Source organism: Streptomyces tendae (assembly GCF_014650435.1).
GTDB classification, from domain to species: Bacteria; Actinomycetota; Actinomycetes; order Streptomycetales; family Streptomycetaceae; genus Streptomyces; species Streptomyces tendae.
This window is the reverse complement of the sequence record NZ_BMUY01000001.1, coordinates 183,466-200,998: the sequence shown is the minus strand read 5'-3', so window position 1 is coordinate 200,998 and position 17,533 is coordinate 183,466. Positions and strand designations below refer to the sequence as shown.

Here is a 17,533-nt window from a genome sequence, read left to right as displayed (position 1 = left end):
CCCCGGTCAGAGACTCACGCCCACCGTCACCGGTTCGTTGACCAGCGTCACGCCGAAGGCATCGTGGACCCCGGCGACGACCTCGCGGGCCAGCGCGAGCAGGTCCTCGGTGGTCGCCTCGCCGCGGTTGGTGAGGGCGAGGGTGTGCTTGGTGGAGATGCGAGCGGGGCCGGTGCCGTACCCCTTGGTGAAGCCCGCCTTGTCGATCAGCCAGGCCGCGGAGGTCTTGACGCACCCATCCCCGGCCGGGAAGGCGGGCGGCTCCACGGCGTCACCCAGGCGTTCGGCGACGCGGGAGCGGAACGCGGCGAACTGCTCGTCCGTGAGGATCGGGTTGGTGAAGAACGACCCGGCCGACCAGGTGTCGTGGTCCTCGGGGTCCAGCACCATGCCCTTCCCGGCGCGCAGCTTCAGCACCGTCTCCCGGGCGGCCGTCAGCGGCACCCGGTCGCCCGCCTCGACGCCGAGGGCACGGGCCGTCTCGGCGTAGCGGAGCGGCGCGGAGAGGCCGCCTGCGTCCTCCAGCTCGAAGCGGACACGCAGCACGACGTACCGCTCGGGGTCGGCCTTGAAGCGGCTGTGGCGGTAGGAGAAGGCGCAGTCGGCGTTGGAGAGGGCGACCGTCTCGCGGCTCCTGCGGTCGTACGCGGTGACCTCGGTGATCGTGGCGGACACCTCCTGGCCGTACGCCCCGACGTTCTGGATCGGGGTCGCGCCCGCCGAGCCGGGGATGCCGGCCAGGCACTCGACGCCCGCCAGGCCCGCCTCGACGGTGCGGGCGACGGCGTCGGTCCAGATCTCGCCGGCCGCCAGCTCCAGCGTCGTGCCGTCGAGGGAGAAGCCGCGGGTGGCGATGTGCAGGGCGGTGCCGTCGAAGCCCTTGTCGCCGATGACCAGGTTGGATCCGCCGCCGATGAGCAGCAGCGGGGTCCCGGTGTCGTCGGCCTCGCGGACGGCGGCGATCACCTCGGCGTCGGTCGTGGCCGTGACCAGCCGGGTCGCGGGCCCGCCGAGTCGGAAGGTGGTCAGGGGGGCGAGGGGCGCGTCGTGGAGTTCCTGCACGCGCTCAAGACTACGAGACGGCACCGACAGCCCCGGGCAGCGGGAAACACGGGCGACGGGCGACGCCCCGACCGGTGGGGCCGGGGCGATGCCGTACTCCTGTCGCGTGCTGCGCCGTGCGGTCGGTGCCGGGGCGTCAGTGCCGGGGCGTCAGTGCCGGGGCGTCAGTGCCGTGCGGTCAGTGACGGGGCGTTGGTGCCGTCGGGGCGAGGGCCGGTTCGGGGGCCGGTTCGTCGACTGGTTCGTCGGCCGGTTCGGGGGCCGGGGCCGTCTTCGGCGCGGCCGTGGGGCTCTGTTCCCCGGTGCGGCGGCGTGCCGGGATCGCCAGGGCCGCGACACCGCCGAGGGCCACCATCGCGGCGCCCACGGCGACCGCGGGCCGCAGTCCGTCCACGAAGGTCTGCGCGGACGCGTAGCCGCCCTGCGCGGCGAAGATCGACGACATGACCGCGATACCGAGCGCCCCGCCCACCTCGCGCAACGCGTTGTTGGCGCCGGAGGCGATGCCCTGCTCCTTGGCGGCCACGCTGGACATCACCAGCGCGGAGGCCGGGGCGAAGTAGAGGGCCATGCCGACCCCGCTGATGATCAGACCGGGCAGCTGGATCGCGTAGGAGGCGTCGGCCGTGATCACCGAGGCCAGGTAGCCGAGGCCGGCCGCCTGGAGGAAGAGTCCGGCCGCGACGACCGGGCGCCCTCCGATCCGGTCGGAGAGGATGCCGGCGATCGGCGCCACCAGCATCGGCATGCCGGTCCAGGGCAGCATGCGCAGGCCGGCCTCGGTGGGCGAGTAGCCGAGCACGCCCTGCATGTACTGGCTGAGCAGGAAGATCGAGCCGAACATCCCCAGGAACATCAGCAGGCTCGCCGCGTTGACGCCGGCGAAGGCACGGGACCGGAACAGCCGCATGGGGAGCATGGGGTTCTTGGCGCGAGTGCTGTAGAGGACGAAGCCGACCAGCAGCGCGGCCCCGGCGAACAGGGCGGTCAGCACCACGGAGCCGGTCCAGCCGTCCACGGGGCCCCGGACCAGACCGTAGACGACGCCGAACAGTCCGCCGCTGGCGAGCAGGGTGCCGGGTATGTCGAGCGGGGCACCGGTGCCGTGCGACTCGGCGAGGCGGAGACGGGCGAGCGGCAGCAGGGCCAGGCCCAGCGGAACGTTCAGCCAGAAGATCCACTGCCACGAGATGTGCTCGGTGAGGCTGCCGCCGACCAGCGGCCCGGAGGCCACGGCGAGCCCGTTGACGGCACCCCAGATGCCGTAGGCCATGCCGCGCCGTTCGGCGGGTACCGCGGCCGTGAGCAGGGTCAGCGTCAGCGGCATCATGATCGCGGCGCCGACGCCCTGCACCGCGCGGGCGGCGATGAGCGAGTCGATCCCGGGCGCCATGGCCGCGGCGGCAGAGGCGGCGGTGAAGACGGTGATGCCGACGACGAAGAGCCTGCGGCGGCCGAAGCGGTCGCCGAGGGCAGCGCCGAACATCAGGAGGACCGCGAAGGTGAGCGTGTAGGCGCTCACGGTCCATTCCAGGTCGTGCAGCGCGCCGCCCAGGTCCTCGCGGATGGAGGGCAGCGCGGTGGTGACGACGAGGTTGTCCAGGGCCGCCATGAAACCGGCGACGCTGGTGATGACGAGGGCCCAGGCGGCTCCCCCACCGCGGGTGTTCCGACGTGCTCCTTGCTGTGACATCTCTCCCCCAGAGGGTGTGCACTTGCTGTGGATTTGGTTAGTTATTGATGACTAACTTTCATGGGCGTGCGGAAGCGGGACCTGACCGCTCCTCGGTGCCCCTACGCGCCCCCGCGCACCCCTACGCGCCTTCCCGGCTTCGCTTGGCCTGACCCGACTCGTAGATACCGCCGTAGACCCGATGCCCCGGCGGGAATCCCATGCCGACCAGGGTGTTGATCAGCATGCCGTACGCCAGGAAGGTCGTCGTCTGGCCGATGTCCGCCCCCAGCGGCAGGTGCACGGTGTCCCAGAGTTCGAGCCAGCCCTTGCGCACCATCTCGCCGAACTCGTGGTCCCCGGCCGCCTCGGCGGCGGCGACGGTGACGTACACCTGCAACTGCATCTGGAGCTTCTCGGGGTGGTCCGCGATCAGTTGCGAGTATGCCTCGGCCATGGCGTGCAGGGCCTCTTCACCGTGCAGACCTTCGGACGACTTCTCGAAGACCTCGCGTGTGTCCCGCAGGCAGCGCTCGGCCACCGCGAGGAAGATCGCCTTCTTGCCGGGGAAGAGGCGGAAGAGGTACGGCTGGGAGACGCCCACCTGCTTGGCGATGGCCTCCGTCGAGGTGCCGTGGTAGCCACCTCGGGCGAACTCGCTCGTCGCCGCACGGATGACGCTCTCGCGCCGCTCCTCTGCGCTCATCCTGACCATGAAGACGAAGTTAGTGCTCAATCACTAACTTCGTCAAGAGGGCGACGTGTTCGGGCCTGGGTCAGCGCGGACGTCGTTGGAGGACATCGGCGAGCACCGTGTTCACGAGCTTGCCGACGGCCGCCGTGTCCGGCGGACCCGGGTCACGGTCCGCGAACAGGAGATGCCCGCCGCCGACCAGGGAGAGGGTGAGCGAGTCGATGTCGGCGTCGGCCGAGATGCGGCCCCTCACGCGCTCGTCGGCCAGGTAGGCGGAGACCGCCGAAGCGACCTGGGCGAGGATCGCGATGCCACCCCCGGGCATGGCCTGCCGCAGCCGGGCCCGCAACTCGTCCCGGAAGGTGATGAGCGGGATGATCGCCACCGGGACCGGCCCGAACAGGGTGGTCAGCGCCTCGGTGAGGTTGTCGGCCACGGCACCGGTGCCCACCGCCTCGCGCAGCGTCAGCGCCTGTGTCTCCAGCCGCGCGGCGCGGTCGAGCACGAGCTCGGCGAGGAAGGCGTCGAAGTCGGCGAAGTGCCGGTGCAGGACGCCCTTGGCGCAGCCCGCCTCGTCGGTGACGGCCCGACTGGTCAGCCCGTTCGGGCCCGCTCGCAGCAGTACGCGTTCCGCAGCGTCGAACAGCTGCTGACGCGCGTCGCGAAGATGCACTCCGGTCGGCACGTACGGACCCCTTCCGTGCGCCAGGCAGTCCTGGCGTCCGTCGACTCGTGGGCGCCCTTGCCCTCGCCCGCCCTGGACTGGACCGCGCTGGACTGGGCTGGCCTGGACTGGTGGGCACTTGCCCACTCTTGGCTTGTGGGCACCTGCCCACTAAAGTGAACGCATGCCCACTCTACCTCCGCCTCCCCCTCCGCCCCCACCGGGGCAAGGGGAGCCGACACCGCTGCACCAGGCCCGACGGACCGCCGAGTCCTTCGGCGCGGACGCGCACCGCTACGACCGGGCCCGACCGAGCTACCCCGACGCCCTGGTGACGCGCGTCGTCGGGGATCGGCCGGAACCCGACGTACTCGACGTCGGCTGCGGCACGGGCATCGCGGCCCGGCAGTTCCAGGCCGCCGGTTGCACCGTGCTCGGCGTCGAGCCGGACGCGCGGATGGCCGACTTCGCGCGGGCCCGCGGCCTGCCCGTCGAGGTGGCGACCTTCGAGAACTGGGAACCGGCGGGCCGCGCCTTCGACGCCGTGATCGCCGCCCAGTCGTGGCACTGGGTGGACCCGGCCGTCGGCGCCCTCAAGGCAGCCCGGGTACTGAGTCCGAACGGGCGCCTGGCGATCTTCGGTCACGTGTTCGAGCCGCCGCCCGAGGTGGCCGAGCCGCTCGCGGCAGCCCTCCGCCGGGTCGCCCCCGACTCGCCGTTCAGCGACCAGCCTGCGCGGCGCCCTCTGGAGACGTATCGAGCCGGGTACGCGAAGATCGCCGACGGGATCCGGGAGACGCGGCGGTTCGACGACCCGGAGCAGTGGCGCTTCGACTGGCAGCGGTCCTACACGCGCGACCAGTGGCTGGAACTGCTCCCCACCACCGGCGGCCTCACCCGGCTCCGCCCCGACCAACTGGCCGAGATACTGGGCGCGGTCGGCCACGCCATCGACGCGCTGGGTGGTCGCTTCACCATGCACTACACGACGCTGGCGACCACGGCAGTACGCGCCGCCACCCACCCCTGAAACCCCTGACACCGCTGACCCGCTCGCCCCGACCGAGCGGGAGGGGCGGGAGGGGAGAGGGAGCGACCGGGCCGGGGCGGGGGCGAGGCAGGACGGGCATACAGGCAGCCGGCAGTCGGCAGTCTGCAGTCGGCTGCCAGGGACCGTATGGGGCCGATCAGCCCAGTCGTACGACCGCCCGGGACATGCCGAGGACCTTCTGGCCGCCGCTGGTGGCCGTGAGGTCGACGCGCACGGTGTTGTCGTCGAGCTTGGCCGCCACCTTGCCGCTGACCTCGATCACGGCACCCTGGTCGTCGTTCGGGACGACGACGGGCCTGGTGAAGCGGACGCCGTACTCCACGACCGCGCCCGGGTCGCCGGTCCAGTCGGTGACCACGCGGATGGCCTCGGCCATGGTGAACATGCCGTGCGCGATGACGTCCGGCAGGCCCACCTCCTTGGCGAACTTCTCGTTCCAGTGGATCGGGTTGAAGTCGCCGGAGGCGCCCGCGTACCGCACGAGCGTGGCGCGGTCCACCGGGAAGCTCTGCGCGGGCAGTTCGGTGCCGACCTCGACGTCGCCGTACGCGACCTTCGCCGTCAGGGGGTTCGTCATCGGACGCTCACGCCTCCTCGGCCGCGCGGGCCACGAGCTTGGTCCAGGCGGTCACGACGTGCTCGCCGGCCTCGTCGTGGACCTCGCCGCGGATGTCCAGGATGTCGTTGCCGGCCAGCGACTTGATCGCCTCGATGGTCGAGGTGACGGTGAGCCGGTCACCGGCCCGCACCGGGCGGACGTAGGCGAACTTCTGGTCGCCGTGCACCACCCGGCTGTAGTCCAGCCCGAGCTGCGGATCCTCGACGACCTGGCCGGCCGCCTTGAACGTGATCGAGAACACGAAGGTCGGCGGAGCGATCACGTCGGGATGGCCGAGCGCCTTCGCGGCCTCCGGGTCGGTGTACGCCGGGTTGGCGTCCCCCACCGCTTCCGCGAACTCGCGGATCTTCTCCCGGCCCACCTCGTAGGGCACGGTGGGCGGGTAAGTCCGCCCCACGAACGACTGGTCGAGCGCCATGGGCTCGCAACCTCCTGCTGCTCTTCGTATCCGTGTCGACGAGCGACGGCGACAACGACACGAGGCCGTCCCCAAGCCTCGGGGACGGCCTCGTGTACGAGCCTGATCTGACTATCGCGTCTCGCGGTGCGCGGTGTGCGCATTGCAACGCGGGCAGTGCTTCTTCATCTCCAGTCGGTCCGGGTTGTTACGCCGGTTCTTCTTGGTGATGTAGTTCCGCTCCTTGCACTCCACGCAGGCCAGCGTGATCTTCGGGCGGACGTCGGTGGCAGCCACGTGAGTGCTCCTTGACGAACGGATTGATGTTATTAACGCAGGAAAGAGTAGCCGATTGAAGGACCGACCCCGCAATCGGCTACTAAGAGTAGCGGTGACCGGACTTGAACCGGTGACACAGCGATTATGAGCCGCTTGCTCTACCGACTGAGCTACACCGCTGTGATGCGATCGGGCCCCGCCTTGCGACGGGAACCTCTCACACCAGAGCCCCAAAACGGAATCGAACCGTTGACCTTCTCCTTACCATGGAGACGCTCTGCCGACTGAGCTATTGGGGCGAGCGATGAAGACATTACACGGTCGCCCGCCGTTCGCCCAAATCCGTTTCGCCGACCCTGCCCCGTCCCGTCCCGACCGCCCCCGGAGCGTCCGAACGGCACGGGACCGCACCGGTACGACTATTGCGCTCCTCCGCGCCACGGGCTGATCACCGTCCTAGGCTCGACTCACTCTGCGTGATCTTGCGTCCCCCACTGCGCAGCCCCGAGCCCAGAGGAGCGCGATGCCCGACAGCCAGCCGCAGCCGCCCCACTCGCCCTCCCCCTCGGGCCCCGCCGACCGCGGCTCGCTCCTGCTCTCCGGGGCGCGGCTCACCGACGGCAGGACCGTGGACGTACGGCTTCACGGCGGCCGTATCGAGGCGGTCGGTACGGCCGGCAGCCTGACCCCGCGCCGCACCCTCGGCAACCTGCCCCCGGGAGGCGTGCCGAGTCCTGGTCCCGGTCCCGGACCCCGCCACGGCTCCGGCTCCGGTTCCGGCTCCGGCTCTGGCGGTCACCTGAACCCCGGCGGCCACCTCGACCTGGATGGCTACCTGCTGCTACCGGCCCCGGCCGATCCCCACGTGCACGCCGACACGGCGCTCACGGCGGACGCCCCCGGCCCTGTCTCCTACCAGCCCGAGGACGTCCAGCGCCGGGCCACCGAGGCCGCCCTGCTCCAGCTGGGACACGGCGCCACCGCGCTGCGCGCGCACGTGCGGGTGGGCGACGTCGCGGGGCTCGGCGCGCTGACCGCCGTCCTGCGGACCCGGCGCTCGCTGCGCGGGCTCACCGAGCTGACCACGGTGGCGATGCCGAGGGTGCTGACCGGAGCGGCCGGCGCCGACGGGCTGGCGATGCTGCGGGACGCGGTCAAGATGGGCGCCGACGTGGTGGGTGGCTGTCCTGACCTGGACCCGGATCCGGCGGGGTACGTGGAGGCGGTCCTGGAGGTCGCCGCCGAGCACGGCTGCCCGGTCGACCTGCACACGGACGCCGCCGACCCGGCGCGGCTGGCCCGGCTGGCGGCCATGGCGGGCGGGCTGCGCCCCGGAGTCGCCATCGGCCCCTGCGACGGCCTCGGACGGCTGCCCGCCGACGCGGCCTGCCGGGCCGCGGACCAGCTCGCGGCGGCGGGGGTGACGGTGGTCTGCCTGCCGCAGGGCGCCTGCGGGACGGCGGACCACCCCGACGGCACGGCTCCGGTACGGCTGCTGCGGGCGGCCGGGGTGCGGGTCGCCGCCGGGAGCGGTGCGCTGCGGGACGTGTCCAACCCGGTCGGGCGCGGCGACCCCCTGGAGGCGGCCTACCTGCTGGCCTCGCGCCACGGACTGCGCCCCGAGGAGGCGTACGAGGCCGTGAGCGCGGCGGCTCGGTCGGCCCTCGGTCTGCCCGAGGTGCGGGTGGAGGCGGGCTTCCCGGCCGAACTCGTCGCCGTGCGCGGGGACCGGCTGTCGGGGGCGCTGTCGCTGGCGTACAGCCGGATCGTCGTACACCGGGGGCGCGTGGTGGCGCGGACCAGCGCGGTACGGGAGTACGGCGACTCGACCACCGCACCGGACCTGGGGCTGCCCCGGCAGGGCGGTGGCGGCCGTGGACGACGTGACGGGCGCGGCGGTCCTGGTGGTCCAGGTGGTGCCGGCGGTTCTGGTGGTCCCGGTGGGCGTGGGGACATGACCTGAGGGAGGGCCGCGGGGGACGGCGCGCGGAGTCCGGCCCGGCGCGGCGCGGCGCGCGGCCGCCGAATTCGCACGGCGCGGGGTGGTCGAAGTCGTGCGGCGCGTGCGGGCGTCGGGGCGTACGGTCGAAGACATGCGCATTGTCATCGCTGGTGGTCATGGTCAGATCGCGCTGCGGCTGGAGCGGTTGCTCGCCGCGCGCGGTGACGAGGTGGCGGGCATCGTCCGCAAGGCGGAGCAGGCCGACGATCTGCGCGCGGCGGGCGCCGAACCGATCGTGCTGGATCTGGAGTCGGCCTCGGTCGAGGAGGTCGCGGAGCGGCTGCGGGGCGCGGACGCGGCGGTCTTCGCGGCGGGCGCGGGTCCCGGCAGCGGGGCGGCCCGCAAGGACACGGTGGACAAGGCGGCCGCGGTCCTCTTCGCGGACGCCGCGGTCCGGGCTGGCGTACGGCGCTTCCTGGTCGTGTCCTCCATGGGCGCCGACCCCCGGCACCGGGGGGACGAGATCTTCGACGTCTACCTGCGCGCCAAGGGCGAGGCGGACGCGTACGTCAGCTCGCTCGACGCCTTGGACTGGACGATCCTGCGCCCCGGCGCCCTGACGGACGACGCGGGCACGGGTCTGGTGCGTCTGGAGGCGCACACCGGCCGCGGCCCCGTCCCGCGCGACGACGTCGCGGCCGTCCTGGCGGAACTGGTCGACACCCCGGCCACCAACGGCCTGACCCTGGAGCTGATCAGCGGTTCGGCGCCGGTGTCGGTCGCGGTGAAGTCGGTGGCCGGGAACTGAGGCCGGCAGGGCGACCGGGGTTCGGGGCACTCACGAAGGCCGGCGGAGGCTAGAAGAGGGGCAACTGCCCGGGGAAGTCGGGGACGACGTACCCGTCCAAGGACGGCTGCGCCGCACCGAGTTGCGCCGACCGGCGCGATCCCGGGCAGGACACCAGCTCACCGCTCTCCCGTGCACCGGGCGGATCGTGGCGGGCGTACCGCCCCGCGACGACGGCGATCTCGCGACGGCACTCGGGGCAGATTCTGCGACGGGAGGACGAGGCCATGCCACCAGTCTGCCCGCACACCGCGAACGGTGAGCCGAGCCCACGCCCTCTCGTGCTGCCCGACGCATGACGAAGGGCCCCGTGACCTGCTGTTCGGGCAGGTCACGGGGCCCTTTCATTCCCGTGTGGCGGCGCCAGGATTCGAACCTGGGAAGGCTGAGCCACACCGCCGGGGTTTGCTGCCCGTCGAGCCGCTGGTGGGCGGCGCTCCGTGGCAACGACGTAAACAATACCTGATGTGGAGGGGTGCTTCGCCACCCGATTGATCGCCGCCCGGACCGCGGTGGGTGGCTAGGCTTGTCCGGATGCGGCCGAGGACCCTGCCGGGCCCGGCGGCCGCCGACGTATGCCGGTACGGACCCGATACGCGGCCCGACACGCACCCAGATACAAGGAGCCACAGGACATGGCCGACTCCAGTTTCGACATCGTCTCGAAGGTCGAGCGGCAGGAGGTCGACAACGCCCTCAACCAGGCCGCCAAGGAGATCTCGCAGCGTTACGACTTCAAGGGCGTGGGGGCCTCGATCTCGTGGTCCGGGGAGAAGATCCTCATGGAGGCCAACTCCGAGGACCGGGTGAGCGCGGTCCTCGACGTCTTCCAGTCCAAGCTGATCAAGCGCGGCATCTCGCTCAAGGCTCTGGACGCGGGCGAGCCGCAGCTCTCCGGCAAGGAGTACAAGATCTTCGCGTCGATCGAGGAGGGCATCTCCCAGGACAACGCGAAGAAGGTGGCCAAGCTCATCCGCGACGAGGGCCCCAAGGGCGTGAAGGCCCAGGTGCAGGGCGAGGAACTGCGGGTCTCCTCGAAGAGCCGGGACGATCTGCAGACCGTGATCGCCCTGCTCAAGGGCCAGGACTTCGACTTCGCGCTGCAGTTCGTCAACTACCGGTGATCCGCTGAACCGGGACGGAAAAGGGTGGGCACCCCGGCGGTGCCCACCCTTTCTCGTCCGCTCTGCGCGTGCTCAGTCGCGCGAGTTGCCGAACAGGAGCCGGTAGGCGACCAGGAGCACCAGCGAACCGCCGATCGCCGCCGCCCAGGTGGCGCCGTCGTAGAAGTCCTTGCTGATCGGGTGGTCGAGCCAGCGGGCCGATATCCAGCCGCCGAGGAAGGCGCCCGCGATGCCGATGAGGGTGGTGCCGATGAGCCCTCCGGGGTCGCGGCCCGGCAGCAGGAACTTGGCGACGGCTCCGGCCAACAGTCCGAGGATGATCCAGCTGATGACGGTCATGCCCTGACCCTGCCCTTTCTCTCTGTGCCCACACGGTGCCAGTACTGCGGGCCGTTCCTCCGCGCGGTGTTCATGTCTTCTTGGTGGAGGGGACGTTCCGACCGCGCCGGGTGGTTGCGCCGATCAGTAGGGTGCGACCCATGACACCTGGGGGTTCGGAGCTGCGTCGCACCCTCGGCCTGGGCGACGCCGTCGTCGTGGGGCTCGGTTCCATGATCGGTGCCGGGGTCTTCGCCGCCCTCGCGCCGGCGGCGCGCTCAGCCGGTTCGGGGCTGCTCCTCGCCCTTGCCGTGGCAGCCGTCGTCGCCTACTGCAACGCCATGTCGTCGGCCAGGCTGGCCGCCCGGTATCCGGCCTCGGGTGGCACCTACGTCTATGGGCGTGAGCGGCTCGGGGAGTTCTGGGGCTATCTCGCGGGCTGGTCGTTCGTCGTCGGAAAGACGGCCTCCTGTGCCGCCATGGCGCTCACCGTGGGCACGTACGTCTGGCCGGAGCAGGCGCATGCGGTGGCGGTCGCCGCCGTGGTGGCGCTGACCGCGGTGAACTACGGCGGGATCCACAAGTCCGCCTGGCTGACGCGGGTGATCGTGGCGGTGGTTCTCGCTGTCCTCGCTTCCGTGGTGGTGGTGTGTCTCGGTTCGGGGCAGGCCGACGCCGCGCGGCTGGACATCGGCCTGTCGGGTGGCGCCGACGGGGTCCTGCAAGCGGCCGGCCTGCTGTTCTTCGCGTTCGCCGGGTATGCGCGCGTCGCGACCCTCGGTGAGGAGGTGCGGGACCCGCGGCGCACCATTCCGCGCGCGATCCCACTTGCGCTGGCGCTCACCCTGGCGGTGTACGGGTGTGTCGCGGTGGCTGTCCTTTCCGTGCTGGGCCCGGCCGGCCTGGGGCAGGCGACGGCGCCGCTGGCGGACGCGGTGGAGGCGGCCGGCCTGCCCGGGCTCGCGCCGGTGGTGCGGGTGGGGGCCGCCGTGGCCGCCCTCGGGTCGCTGCTGGCGCTGATCCTGGGCGTCTCACGGACGACGCTGGCCATGGCCCGGGACCGTCATCTGCCCCGGGCGCTGGCCGCGGTGCACCCGCGTTTCCAGGTGCCGCACCGGGCGGAGCTGGCCGTGGGCGCGGTGGTCGCGGTCCTGGCTGCGACGGTGGACGTGCGTGGGGCGATCGGCTTCTCCTCCTTCGGTGTGCTGGCGTACTACGCCGTGGCCAACGCCTCGGCCTGGACGCTCGACCCGTCGCGGCTGTCGCGGGTCGTGCCGGCGCTCGGGCTGGTCGGCTGTGTGGTGCTCGCGTTCTCGCTTCCGGCGGTGTCGGTCGTGGTGGGTGTGGGTGTGCTGGCGGTGGGTGTGGTGGTGTACGGGGTGCGGGGGCAGCAAGTCCCGCGGTAGACGACGGCTGGGGGCGCCGAAGTGGTCCGGCGTCGGCTCCCCGTGGGTGAACCGGCGGGAGGGGCCCGGCCGGATGTCCCTCAGGACGCCTGTGCGGGCGACCCACCCGTCGGCGTGGGCGGTCTTCCGGTACGTATGGGGAAGTCGTCCCAGGGAGTCGGCTCGGGGCCGTCGTGGGCCTCCTCGTACCAGCCCGTGCCCTCCGTCCAGGCGCGCAGCCAGTCGGCGAGGCTCGGGGCGTCGACGTACCAGGCATGGTCGGCGTCACCGGCGTTGGGCTCGAAGAGGAGGACAGTGGCCTGCGGGGAGCGGCAGTCGACGCACGCGTACATCGCGCAGCCCCAGTGGGATATGGGCAGGACGCCCTCGGGCCAGGGCCAGTCGGGGTCCTTCGCAGCGCTGTCGCGGTTGGCGAGGTACTGGGCGACGGCGGCGGGCTCGCCCGAGGGCGGACTGTCGAGCAGGGGCAACAGACCGTACTCCGGGCCGAATCCGCCGTCTCCTATGCGCAGGTACAGCTCGGCGAGCAGTGCGGGAAGGGGGAAGCCCAGGGCCGCCTCGGCGCGGGCCGTCGTCGCCCCGTCCACGGGCTCGGGCAGGGAAGCCCAACCCCACGGCCGGGTGTGCCGCGCCTTGGCGGCCACCCGTTCCAGCAACTGCTCGTTCTCGCTCATGGGTTCATCATGCAGGCCGCCACTGACATCCGTGCGGGCCTGTGGACAACCCGGGGGCTGTGGACAACGCGGGCCACGGGAGCCCGCGAAGGTCCTTCACCAGCCGGTCCGCTGCGACGTTCCCGCAGCGGTGAACGGCTGGTCCGTGCGTACGATCTCGCGCCCCAGTGGGAGCAGTGAGACGGGGATCAGCTTGAAGTTGGCGATGCCGAGCGGGATGCCGATGATCGTGACGCAGAGCGCGATACCGGTGACGATGTGGCCCAGGGCCAGCCACCAGCCGGCGAGGACGAGCCACAGCACGTTCCCGATGCAGGAGGGTGCTCCGGCGCCGCGTCGCTCGACCGTCGTGTACCCGAAGGGCCACAGGGCGTAGACGCCGATGCGGAAGGCCGCGACGCCGAAGGGAATTCCGATGATCGTGATGCACAGCAGCGCGCCCGCGAGCAGGTAGCCGAGGAACAGCCAGAAGCCGCTGAGCACGAGCCAAATGACGTTGAGGATGGTCTTCACTGCTGACGACCTGCCATCTTTTCGAGTCGGGCGATTCGCTCCGCCATCGGCGGGTGGGTGGAGAACATCTTCGAGAGTCCCTGCCCCGGCCGGAAGGGGTTGGCGATCATCATGTGGCTGGCGGTCTCGAGCCGGGGCTCCGGGGGAAGCGGGAGCTGCTTGGTGCCGACTTCCAGTTTGCGCAGGGCGTCGGCCAGGGCGAGCGGGTCGCCGGTCAGCTGGGCGCCGGAGGCGTCGGCCTCGTACTCACGGGAACGGCTGATCGCCAGTTGGATGACGGTGGCGGCCAGCGGTCCGAGCAGCATGATGAGGAGCATGCCCAGCAGGCCGGGTCCGTCGTCGTCGTTGGACCGCCCCACGGGGATCAGCCAGGCGAAGTTGACCAGGAACATGATCACCGAGGCGAGGGCGCCGGCGACGGAGGAGATGAGGATGTCGCGGTTGTAGACGTGGCTGAGTTCGTGCCCGATGACGCCGCGCAGTTCGCGCTCGTCGAGCAGGCGCATGATGCCCTCGGTGCAGCACACGGCCGCGTTGCGCGGGTTGCGGCCGGTCGCGAAGGCGTTCGGCGCCTCCGTCGGTGAGATGTACAGGCGGGGCATCGGCTGGCGGGCCTGGGTGGAGAGGTCGCGGACCATGCGGTACAGCGCCGGGGCCTCGAACTCGCTGACCGGGCGGGCACGCATGGCGCGGAGTGCGAGTTTGTCGCTGTTCCAGTACGCGTACGCGTTGGTGCCCAGGGCGACGAGGACGGCGACGACGAGCCCCGCTCGGCCGAAGAAGCTGCCGATGACGATGATGAGCGCGGACAGTCCCCCGAGGAGTACTGCGGTCCTGAGCCCGTTGTGCCGGCGGTGCACGGTACGCCCTCCAAGTCGTGCAGCAGGGGAACCCTTTGCTTGCTGGTCTCGCTCGCTGTGGTTGCTTCCTGGTCTCCGGTGCCACCGGTGCCGTGGGTGACACGTCCAGTGGACCCTTCCGTACTGGTCAACGCCAGGCGAGGGCCGCCAGTTCCCCGGCACCCTGCGCGGCACGTGTGGTCCGTACGGGTGACGGCCGCGGCGAGCGGCACGCGCGCGTGGCGGCGGGTGCCGCACGCGCGCGTGCCCGGGGCCGGTGGGTTCAGAAGAGCCCGGTGTCGGCGAAGCGGAGGATCAGCTGGGGTGCTCCGGAGAGGGCGACGGCGAGGACCGCGGTCACAGTGATCGCAGCCGTGAGGGGGACGGGGGCACGGTGTCCGGCGGGCGCGTCCTCGGGTGTCCGGAACAGCAGAGCCGTCCATTGGAGGTAGTAGAAGAGCGCGATCACGACGTTGACGGCCATGACGACGGCCAGCCAGCCGAGTCCGGCGTCGACGGCCGCGCTGAACACCGTGACCTTGGCGAAGAGGCCGATGACACCGGGCGGCAGTCCGGCGAGGCAGAGCAGGAAGAACGCCAGGAGCAGGGCGGTGAGGGGGTTGGACGCGTACAGGCCGCGGTAGTCCGCGACGCGGTTGAGTGCCCTCGTGCGGCCCACCAGCGCGGCCACCGCGAAGGCGCCGAGGTTCACCGCGGCGTACATGAGGGCGTAGGCGACGGTCGAGCCGATCGAGTGCTCGGGATCGTCGGAGTACGCGGCGGCGGCGATCGGCACCAGGAGGTAGCCGGCCTGGCCGACGGACGACCAGGCGAGCAGGCGTACCGCGCTGTACGCGCGCGTGGCCTGCTGTCGGAGGGCGCCGACGTTGCCGACGGTCATGGTGAGCGCGGCCAGTGCCGCGAGGGCGGGGCCCCAGACGTCCGCGTAGGACGGCAGCGCGACGACCGTGATCAGGATGAGGCCGGAGAAGCCGACCGCCTTGCCGATCACGGACAGGTAGGCGGCGATCGGCAGGGGGGCGCCCACGTAGGTGTCGGGCACCCAGAAGTGGAAGGGGACGGCGGCCGTCTTGAAGGCGAAGCCGACGAGGATGAGGACGACGCCGGTCTGGGCGAGGGTGGTGAACTGCCCGTCGACCCGCTGGATGCGGTCGGCCACCTGGGTGAGGTAGAGGGTGCCTGTGGTGGCGTACACGAAGCTGATGCCCATGAGGCTGACCGCGGTCGCCGTGACCGAGGACAGGAAGAACTTCAGGGCCGCTTCGGAGGACCTGCGGTCGCCCTGCCGGAGGCCGACGAGGGCGAAGGCGGGCAGGGAGGCGACCTCCAGGGCGACAATCAGGGTGGCGAGGTCGCGGGAGGCGGGCAGCAGGGCGGCGCCGGCCGCGGAGGAGAGCAGCAGGAACCAGTACTCGCCCGCGGGCAGTCCCCGGTCGGCGTCCTTGACCGCGGTGACGGACAGGAGGGCGGTCAGCAGGGCGCCGCCGAGGACGAGGAACTGGATGGCGAGGGTGAAGGTGTCCGCGGTGTAGCTGCACACGCCGGGCTCGCCGGGCTGGCAGAACGTCGAGCGGTCGTCGTTCACCAGGGGCAGCAGCATGAGGGCAGAGGCGGCGAGTCCGGCGACCGAGATCCACCCGAGCAGCGGCTTGCGGGCGTCCTTGACGAACAGGTCGGTGACGAGGACGACGAGTCCGACGACCGCCGTGATGGTGGGCGGCGCGATGGCGAGCCAGTCGACGGACTGGACGAGGTTCTGTGCCAGTGGCTGCGCCAGGGGCTCCGCGAGGAGCTGGGCCGGGGAGCTCATCGGGTGCCTCCTGAGAGGAGCTGCTGCACGGCCGGGTCGGTCAGCCCGAGGAGGGTCCTCGGCCACAGTCCGGCGACGACGGTGAGGACGACGAGCGGCGTCCAGGCGGCGAACTCGTACGTGCGCACGTCGGCGAGCTTCGGCTGCGGGACGTCCTGCGGTACGGCGCCCATGCAGACGCGGCGGACCACGATCAGCATGTACGCGGCGGTCAGCAGGGTGCCGAAGGCGGCGATGGCCATGAAGGTGAGGAAGGCGGGGCGGCTGAGGTCGTCGTGCGGGTCGAAGGCACCGAACAGGGCGAGCATCTCGCCCCAGAAACCGGCCAGGCCCGGCAGACCCAGCGAGGCGACCGCGGCGAAGGCGAGCAGGCCGCCCAGGCGAGGCGCCCTGCCGTACAGGGCGTGACCGGACTCCTCGGCGAGGGCGTCGAGGTCGGTGGTCCCGGTGCGGTCCTTGAGCGCGCCGACCACGAAGAAGAGCAGGCCGGTGATGAGGCCGTGGGCGATGTTGGCGAAGAGGGCGCCGTTCACGCCGGTCGGTGTCATGGACGCGACGCCCAGCAGGACGAAGCCCATGTGACCGACGGAGGAGTAGGCGATGAGGCGCTTGAGGTCCCCCTTGGCGCCCCTTCTGGCGAGGGCCAGGCAGGCCAGGGAGCCGTAGATGATGCCGACCACGGCGAAGGCGGCGAGGTAGGGCGCGAAGGTGCGGAAGCCGTCCGGCGCGACCGGGAGCAGGATCCGGACGAACCCGTACGTGCCCATCTTCAGCAGGACGCCGGCCAGCAGGACCGAGCCGACGGTCGGCGCGGCGGTGTGGGCGTCGGGCAGCCAGCTGTGCAACGGCCACATCGGGGTCTTGACCGCGAGCCCGATCCCGATCGCCAGAACGGCGATGACCTGCACGGACGTGGTCAGCGACCGGCCGTTGTCAGTGGCGAGTGCCACCATGTCGAATGTGCCTGCCGTGATTCCGATCAGGAGCAGGCCGAGCAGCATGACGACGGAGCCGAGGAGCGTGAAGAGGATGAATTTCCAGGCGGCCCCGGCCCGTCCCTCGCCGCCCCAGCGGGCGATGAGGAAGTACATCGGGATGAGGACCGTCTCGAAGGCGAGGAAGAACAGGATCAGGTCGAGTACGGCGAAGGTCGCGAGGGTGCCGGACTCGAGGACGAGCAGCAGCGCGACGAATGCCTTCGGGTTCGGACTCGAAGCCCGCGGCGTCTGCCGCTCGTGCCGCTGCTTGAAGTACGAGTAGAGCGCGCAGAGGAAGGTCAGCAGCGCGGTCAGGACCAGCAGGGGGAGGGAGATGCCGTCGATGCCGAGGTGGATGCGCACGTCGAGTGCGGGGATCCAGCTGATGTCCGTGCTGGCCTGCATCTTCGACGGATGGTCGTGGTCGAAGCCGAGCACGAGGACGATCGCCGCGATGAGGACGGCACCGGTGACGGTGACGCCGTGCCGGAGCACGGCCTGCTCGGGAGACTTCCCCTTCAGCCCGGGTGGCGCCGGCAGAAGGGCGGCGGCGGCGCCGAGGAGCGGGCCGACGACGATGAACGCGAGAAGGACCTGCATCACGGACTCGTTGATATCGATCAC

19 protein-coding genes and 3 tRNA genes are annotated in these 17,533 nt (G+C 71.5%); 5 read left to right on the top strand and 17 right to left on the bottom strand.

The features are described 5' to 3' along the window. Positions 1–6 precede the first annotated feature (6 nt). From IE258_RS00965 to IE258_RS00950, 4 genes are all read right to left on the bottom strand, one after another. Positions 7–1,062 (bottom strand): UDP-N-acetylmuramate dehydrogenase, encoded by a 1,056-nt coding sequence (locus IE258_RS00965; RefSeq protein WP_189737708.1) that lies wholly within the window; start codon positions 1,060–1,062, stop codon positions 7–9. Positions 1,063–1,240: 178 nt separating this feature from the next. Further along, on the bottom strand, positions 1,241–2,755 hold the full coding sequence (locus IE258_RS00960) for a DHA2 family efflux MFS transporter permease subunit (protein ID WP_189737705.1): 1,515 nt from the start codon (positions 2,753–2,755) through the stop codon (positions 1,241–1,243). Between the two features lie 121 nt (positions 2,756–2,876). Further along, a complete protein-coding gene (locus IE258_RS00955; RefSeq protein ID WP_189737702.1) occupies positions 2,877–3,449 on the bottom strand; it encodes a TetR/AcrR family transcriptional regulator in 573 nt (190 codons plus the stop codon). Between the two features lie 61 nt (positions 3,450–3,510). Beyond that, positions 3,511–4,113, bottom strand: a complete 603-nt coding sequence (locus IE258_RS00950; RefSeq protein WP_189737699.1) for a TetR/AcrR family transcriptional regulator — start codon at positions 4,111–4,113, stop codon at positions 3,511–3,513. A gap of 163 nt (positions 4,114–4,276) precedes the next feature. Between IE258_RS00950 and IE258_RS00945 the strand changes: the two genes are divergently transcribed. Beyond that, a complete protein-coding gene (locus tag IE258_RS00945) occupies positions 4,277–5,122 on the top strand; it encodes a class I SAM-dependent methyltransferase (protein ID WP_189737696.1) in 846 nt (281 codons plus the stop codon). 157 nt (positions 5,123–5,279) lie between these two features. Here the strand turns inward: IE258_RS00945 and IE258_RS00940 are convergent, their stop codons facing one another. The 5 genes from IE258_RS00940 to IE258_RS00920 form a co-directional block, all read right to left on the bottom strand. Beyond that, entirely contained in the window at positions 5,280–5,708 is a 429-nt protein-coding gene (locus IE258_RS00940; RefSeq protein WP_087811929.1) for a MaoC family dehydratase, read from the bottom strand. 19 nt (positions 5,709–5,727) lie between these two features. Further along, positions 5,728–6,180, bottom strand: a complete 453-nt coding sequence (locus tag IE258_RS00935; RefSeq protein ID WP_127895258.1) for a MaoC family dehydratase N-terminal domain-containing protein — start codon at positions 6,178–6,180, stop codon at positions 5,728–5,730. Between the two features lie 111 nt (positions 6,181–6,291). Beyond that, entirely contained in the window at positions 6,292–6,456 is a 165-nt protein-coding gene (gene rpmG / locus IE258_RS00930; protein ID WP_003948671.1) for a 50S ribosomal protein L33, read from the bottom strand. Between the two features lie 89 nt (positions 6,457–6,545). Then, a tRNA-Met gene (locus IE258_RS00925) sits at positions 6,546–6,618 on the bottom strand. Between the two features lie 46 nt (positions 6,619–6,664). Next, positions 6,665–6,737: transfer RNA gene (locus tag IE258_RS00920), tRNA-Thr, on the bottom strand. A gap of 224 nt (positions 6,738–6,961) precedes the next feature. On the opposite strand from IE258_RS00920, the gene IE258_RS00915 reads away from it, so the two are divergent. Further along, entirely contained in the window at positions 6,962–8,401 is a 1,440-nt protein-coding gene (locus IE258_RS00915) for an amidohydrolase family protein (RefSeq protein WP_189737688.1), read from the top strand. Between the two features lie 130 nt (positions 8,402–8,531). Further along, positions 8,532–9,188 carry an NAD(P)H-binding protein gene (locus IE258_RS00910; protein WP_189737685.1) on the top strand — a complete coding sequence of 219 codons (657 nt, stop codon included), beginning with the start codon at positions 8,532–8,534 and terminating at the stop codon, positions 9,186–9,188. A 49-nt stretch (positions 9,189–9,237) separates the two neighbouring features. On the opposite strand, the gene IE258_RS00905 is transcribed toward IE258_RS00910, so the two are convergent. After that, the gene (locus IE258_RS00905) at positions 9,238–9,456 is read right to left on the bottom strand and encodes a hypothetical protein (RefSeq protein WP_127891984.1); all 219 of its coding nucleotides are present in this window, start codon (positions 9,454–9,456) and stop codon (positions 9,238–9,240) included. Positions 9,457–9,582: 126 nt separating this feature from the next. Further along, positions 9,583–9,730, bottom strand: a tRNA-OTHER gene (locus IE258_RS00900). Between the two features lie 132 nt (positions 9,731–9,862). On the opposite strand from IE258_RS00900, the gene IE258_RS00895 reads away from it, so the two are divergent. Continuing rightward, on the top strand, positions 9,863–10,351 hold the full coding sequence (locus IE258_RS00895; protein WP_159329740.1) for a YajQ family cyclic di-GMP-binding protein: 489 nt from the start codon (positions 9,863–9,865) through the stop codon (positions 10,349–10,351). Positions 10,352–10,423: 72 nt separating this feature from the next. Here IE258_RS00895 and IE258_RS00890 read toward each other — a convergent pair whose 3' ends face one another. Then, positions 10,424–10,690 carry a GlsB/YeaQ/YmgE family stress response membrane protein gene (locus IE258_RS00890; protein WP_189737682.1) on the bottom strand — a complete coding sequence of 89 codons (267 nt, stop codon included), beginning with the start codon at positions 10,688–10,690 and terminating at the stop codon, positions 10,424–10,426. 140 nt (positions 10,691–10,830) lie between these two features. Here IE258_RS00890 and IE258_RS00885 point away from each other — a divergent pair, with 140 nt between their 5' ends. Continuing rightward, positions 10,831–12,075 (top strand): APC family permease, encoded by a 1,245-nt coding sequence (locus IE258_RS00885; RefSeq protein WP_189737679.1) that lies wholly within the window; start codon positions 10,831–10,833, stop codon positions 12,073–12,075. Positions 12,076–12,155: 80 nt separating this feature from the next. On the opposite strand, the gene IE258_RS00880 is transcribed toward IE258_RS00885, so the two are convergent. The 5 genes from IE258_RS00880 to IE258_RS00860 form a co-directional block, all read right to left on the bottom strand. Then, on the bottom strand, positions 12,156–12,749 hold the full coding sequence (locus IE258_RS00880; protein WP_189737676.1) for an SMI1/KNR4 family protein: 594 nt from the start codon (positions 12,747–12,749) through the stop codon (positions 12,156–12,158). Between the two features lie 96 nt (positions 12,750–12,845). Further along, on the bottom strand, positions 12,846–13,262 hold the full coding sequence (locus tag IE258_RS00875) for a YccF domain-containing protein (RefSeq protein ID WP_159329734.1): 417 nt from the start codon (positions 13,260–13,262) through the stop codon (positions 12,846–12,848). Beyond that, complete coding sequence (gene htpX, locus IE258_RS00870; protein WP_159329732.1) at positions 13,259–14,122, bottom strand: zinc metalloprotease HtpX; 864 nt, start codon at positions 14,120–14,122, stop codon at positions 13,259–13,261. The genes IE258_RS00875 and htpX overlap by 4 nt, the downstream gene beginning before the upstream one ends. A 262-nt stretch (positions 14,123–14,384) precedes the next feature. Continuing rightward, complete coding sequence (locus tag IE258_RS00865) at positions 14,385–15,932, bottom strand: NADH-quinone oxidoreductase subunit N (RefSeq protein WP_189737673.1); 1,548 nt, start codon at positions 15,930–15,932, stop codon at positions 14,385–14,387. Continuing rightward, the gene (locus IE258_RS00860; protein ID WP_189737670.1) at positions 15,929–17,533 is read right to left on the bottom strand and encodes an NADH-quinone oxidoreductase subunit M; all 1,605 of its coding nucleotides are present in this window, start codon (positions 17,531–17,533) and stop codon (positions 15,929–15,931) included. The genes IE258_RS00865 and IE258_RS00860 overlap by 4 nt, the downstream gene beginning before the upstream one ends.

Excerpts from the sequence above, each read along its gene's own strand:
- IE258_RS00890 (WP_189737682.1), bottom strand. The coding sequence starts at position 10,690 with ATGACCGTCATCAGCTGGATCATCCTCGGACTGTTGGCCGGAGCCGTC.
- IE258_RS00910 (WP_189737685.1), top strand. The coding sequence starts at position 8,532 with ATGCGCATTGTCATCGCTGGTGGTCATGGTCAGATCGCGCTGCGGCTG.
- IE258_RS00935 (WP_127895258.1), bottom strand. The coding sequence starts at position 6,180 with ATGGCGCTCGACCAGTCGTTCGTGGGGCGGACTTACCCGCCCACCGTG.
- IE258_RS00945 (WP_189737696.1), top strand. The coding sequence starts at position 4,277 with ATGCCCACTCTACCTCCGCCTCCCCCTCCGCCCCCACCGGGGCAAGGG.
- IE258_RS00895 (WP_159329740.1), top strand. The coding sequence starts at position 9,863 with ATGGCCGACTCCAGTTTCGACATCGTCTCGAAGGTCGAGCGGCAGGAG.
- IE258_RS00955 (WP_189737702.1), bottom strand. The coding sequence starts at position 3,449 with ATGGTCAGGATGAGCGCAGAGGAGCGGCGCGAGAGCGTCATCCGTGCG.
- IE258_RS00885 (WP_189737679.1), top strand. The coding sequence starts at position 10,831 with ATGACACCTGGGGGTTCGGAGCTGCGTCGCACCCTCGGCCTGGGCGAC.
- IE258_RS00905 (WP_127891984.1), bottom strand. The coding sequence starts at position 9,456 with ATGGCCTCGTCCTCCCGTCGCAGAATCTGCCCCGAGTGCCGTCGCGAG.
- IE258_RS00960 (WP_189737705.1), bottom strand. The coding sequence starts at position 2,755 with ATGTCACAGCAAGGAGCACGTCGGAACACCCGCGGTGGGGGAGCCGCC.
- IE258_RS00915 (WP_189737688.1), top strand. The coding sequence starts at position 6,962 with ATGCCCGACAGCCAGCCGCAGCCGCCCCACTCGCCCTCCCCCTCGGGC.
- IE258_RS00865 (WP_189737673.1), bottom strand. The coding sequence starts at position 15,932 with ATGAGCTCCCCGGCCCAGCTCCTCGCGGAGCCCCTGGCGCAGCCACTG.
- IE258_RS00880 (WP_189737676.1), bottom strand. The coding sequence starts at position 12,749 with ATGAGCGAGAACGAGCAGTTGCTGGAACGGGTGGCCGCCAAGGCGCGG.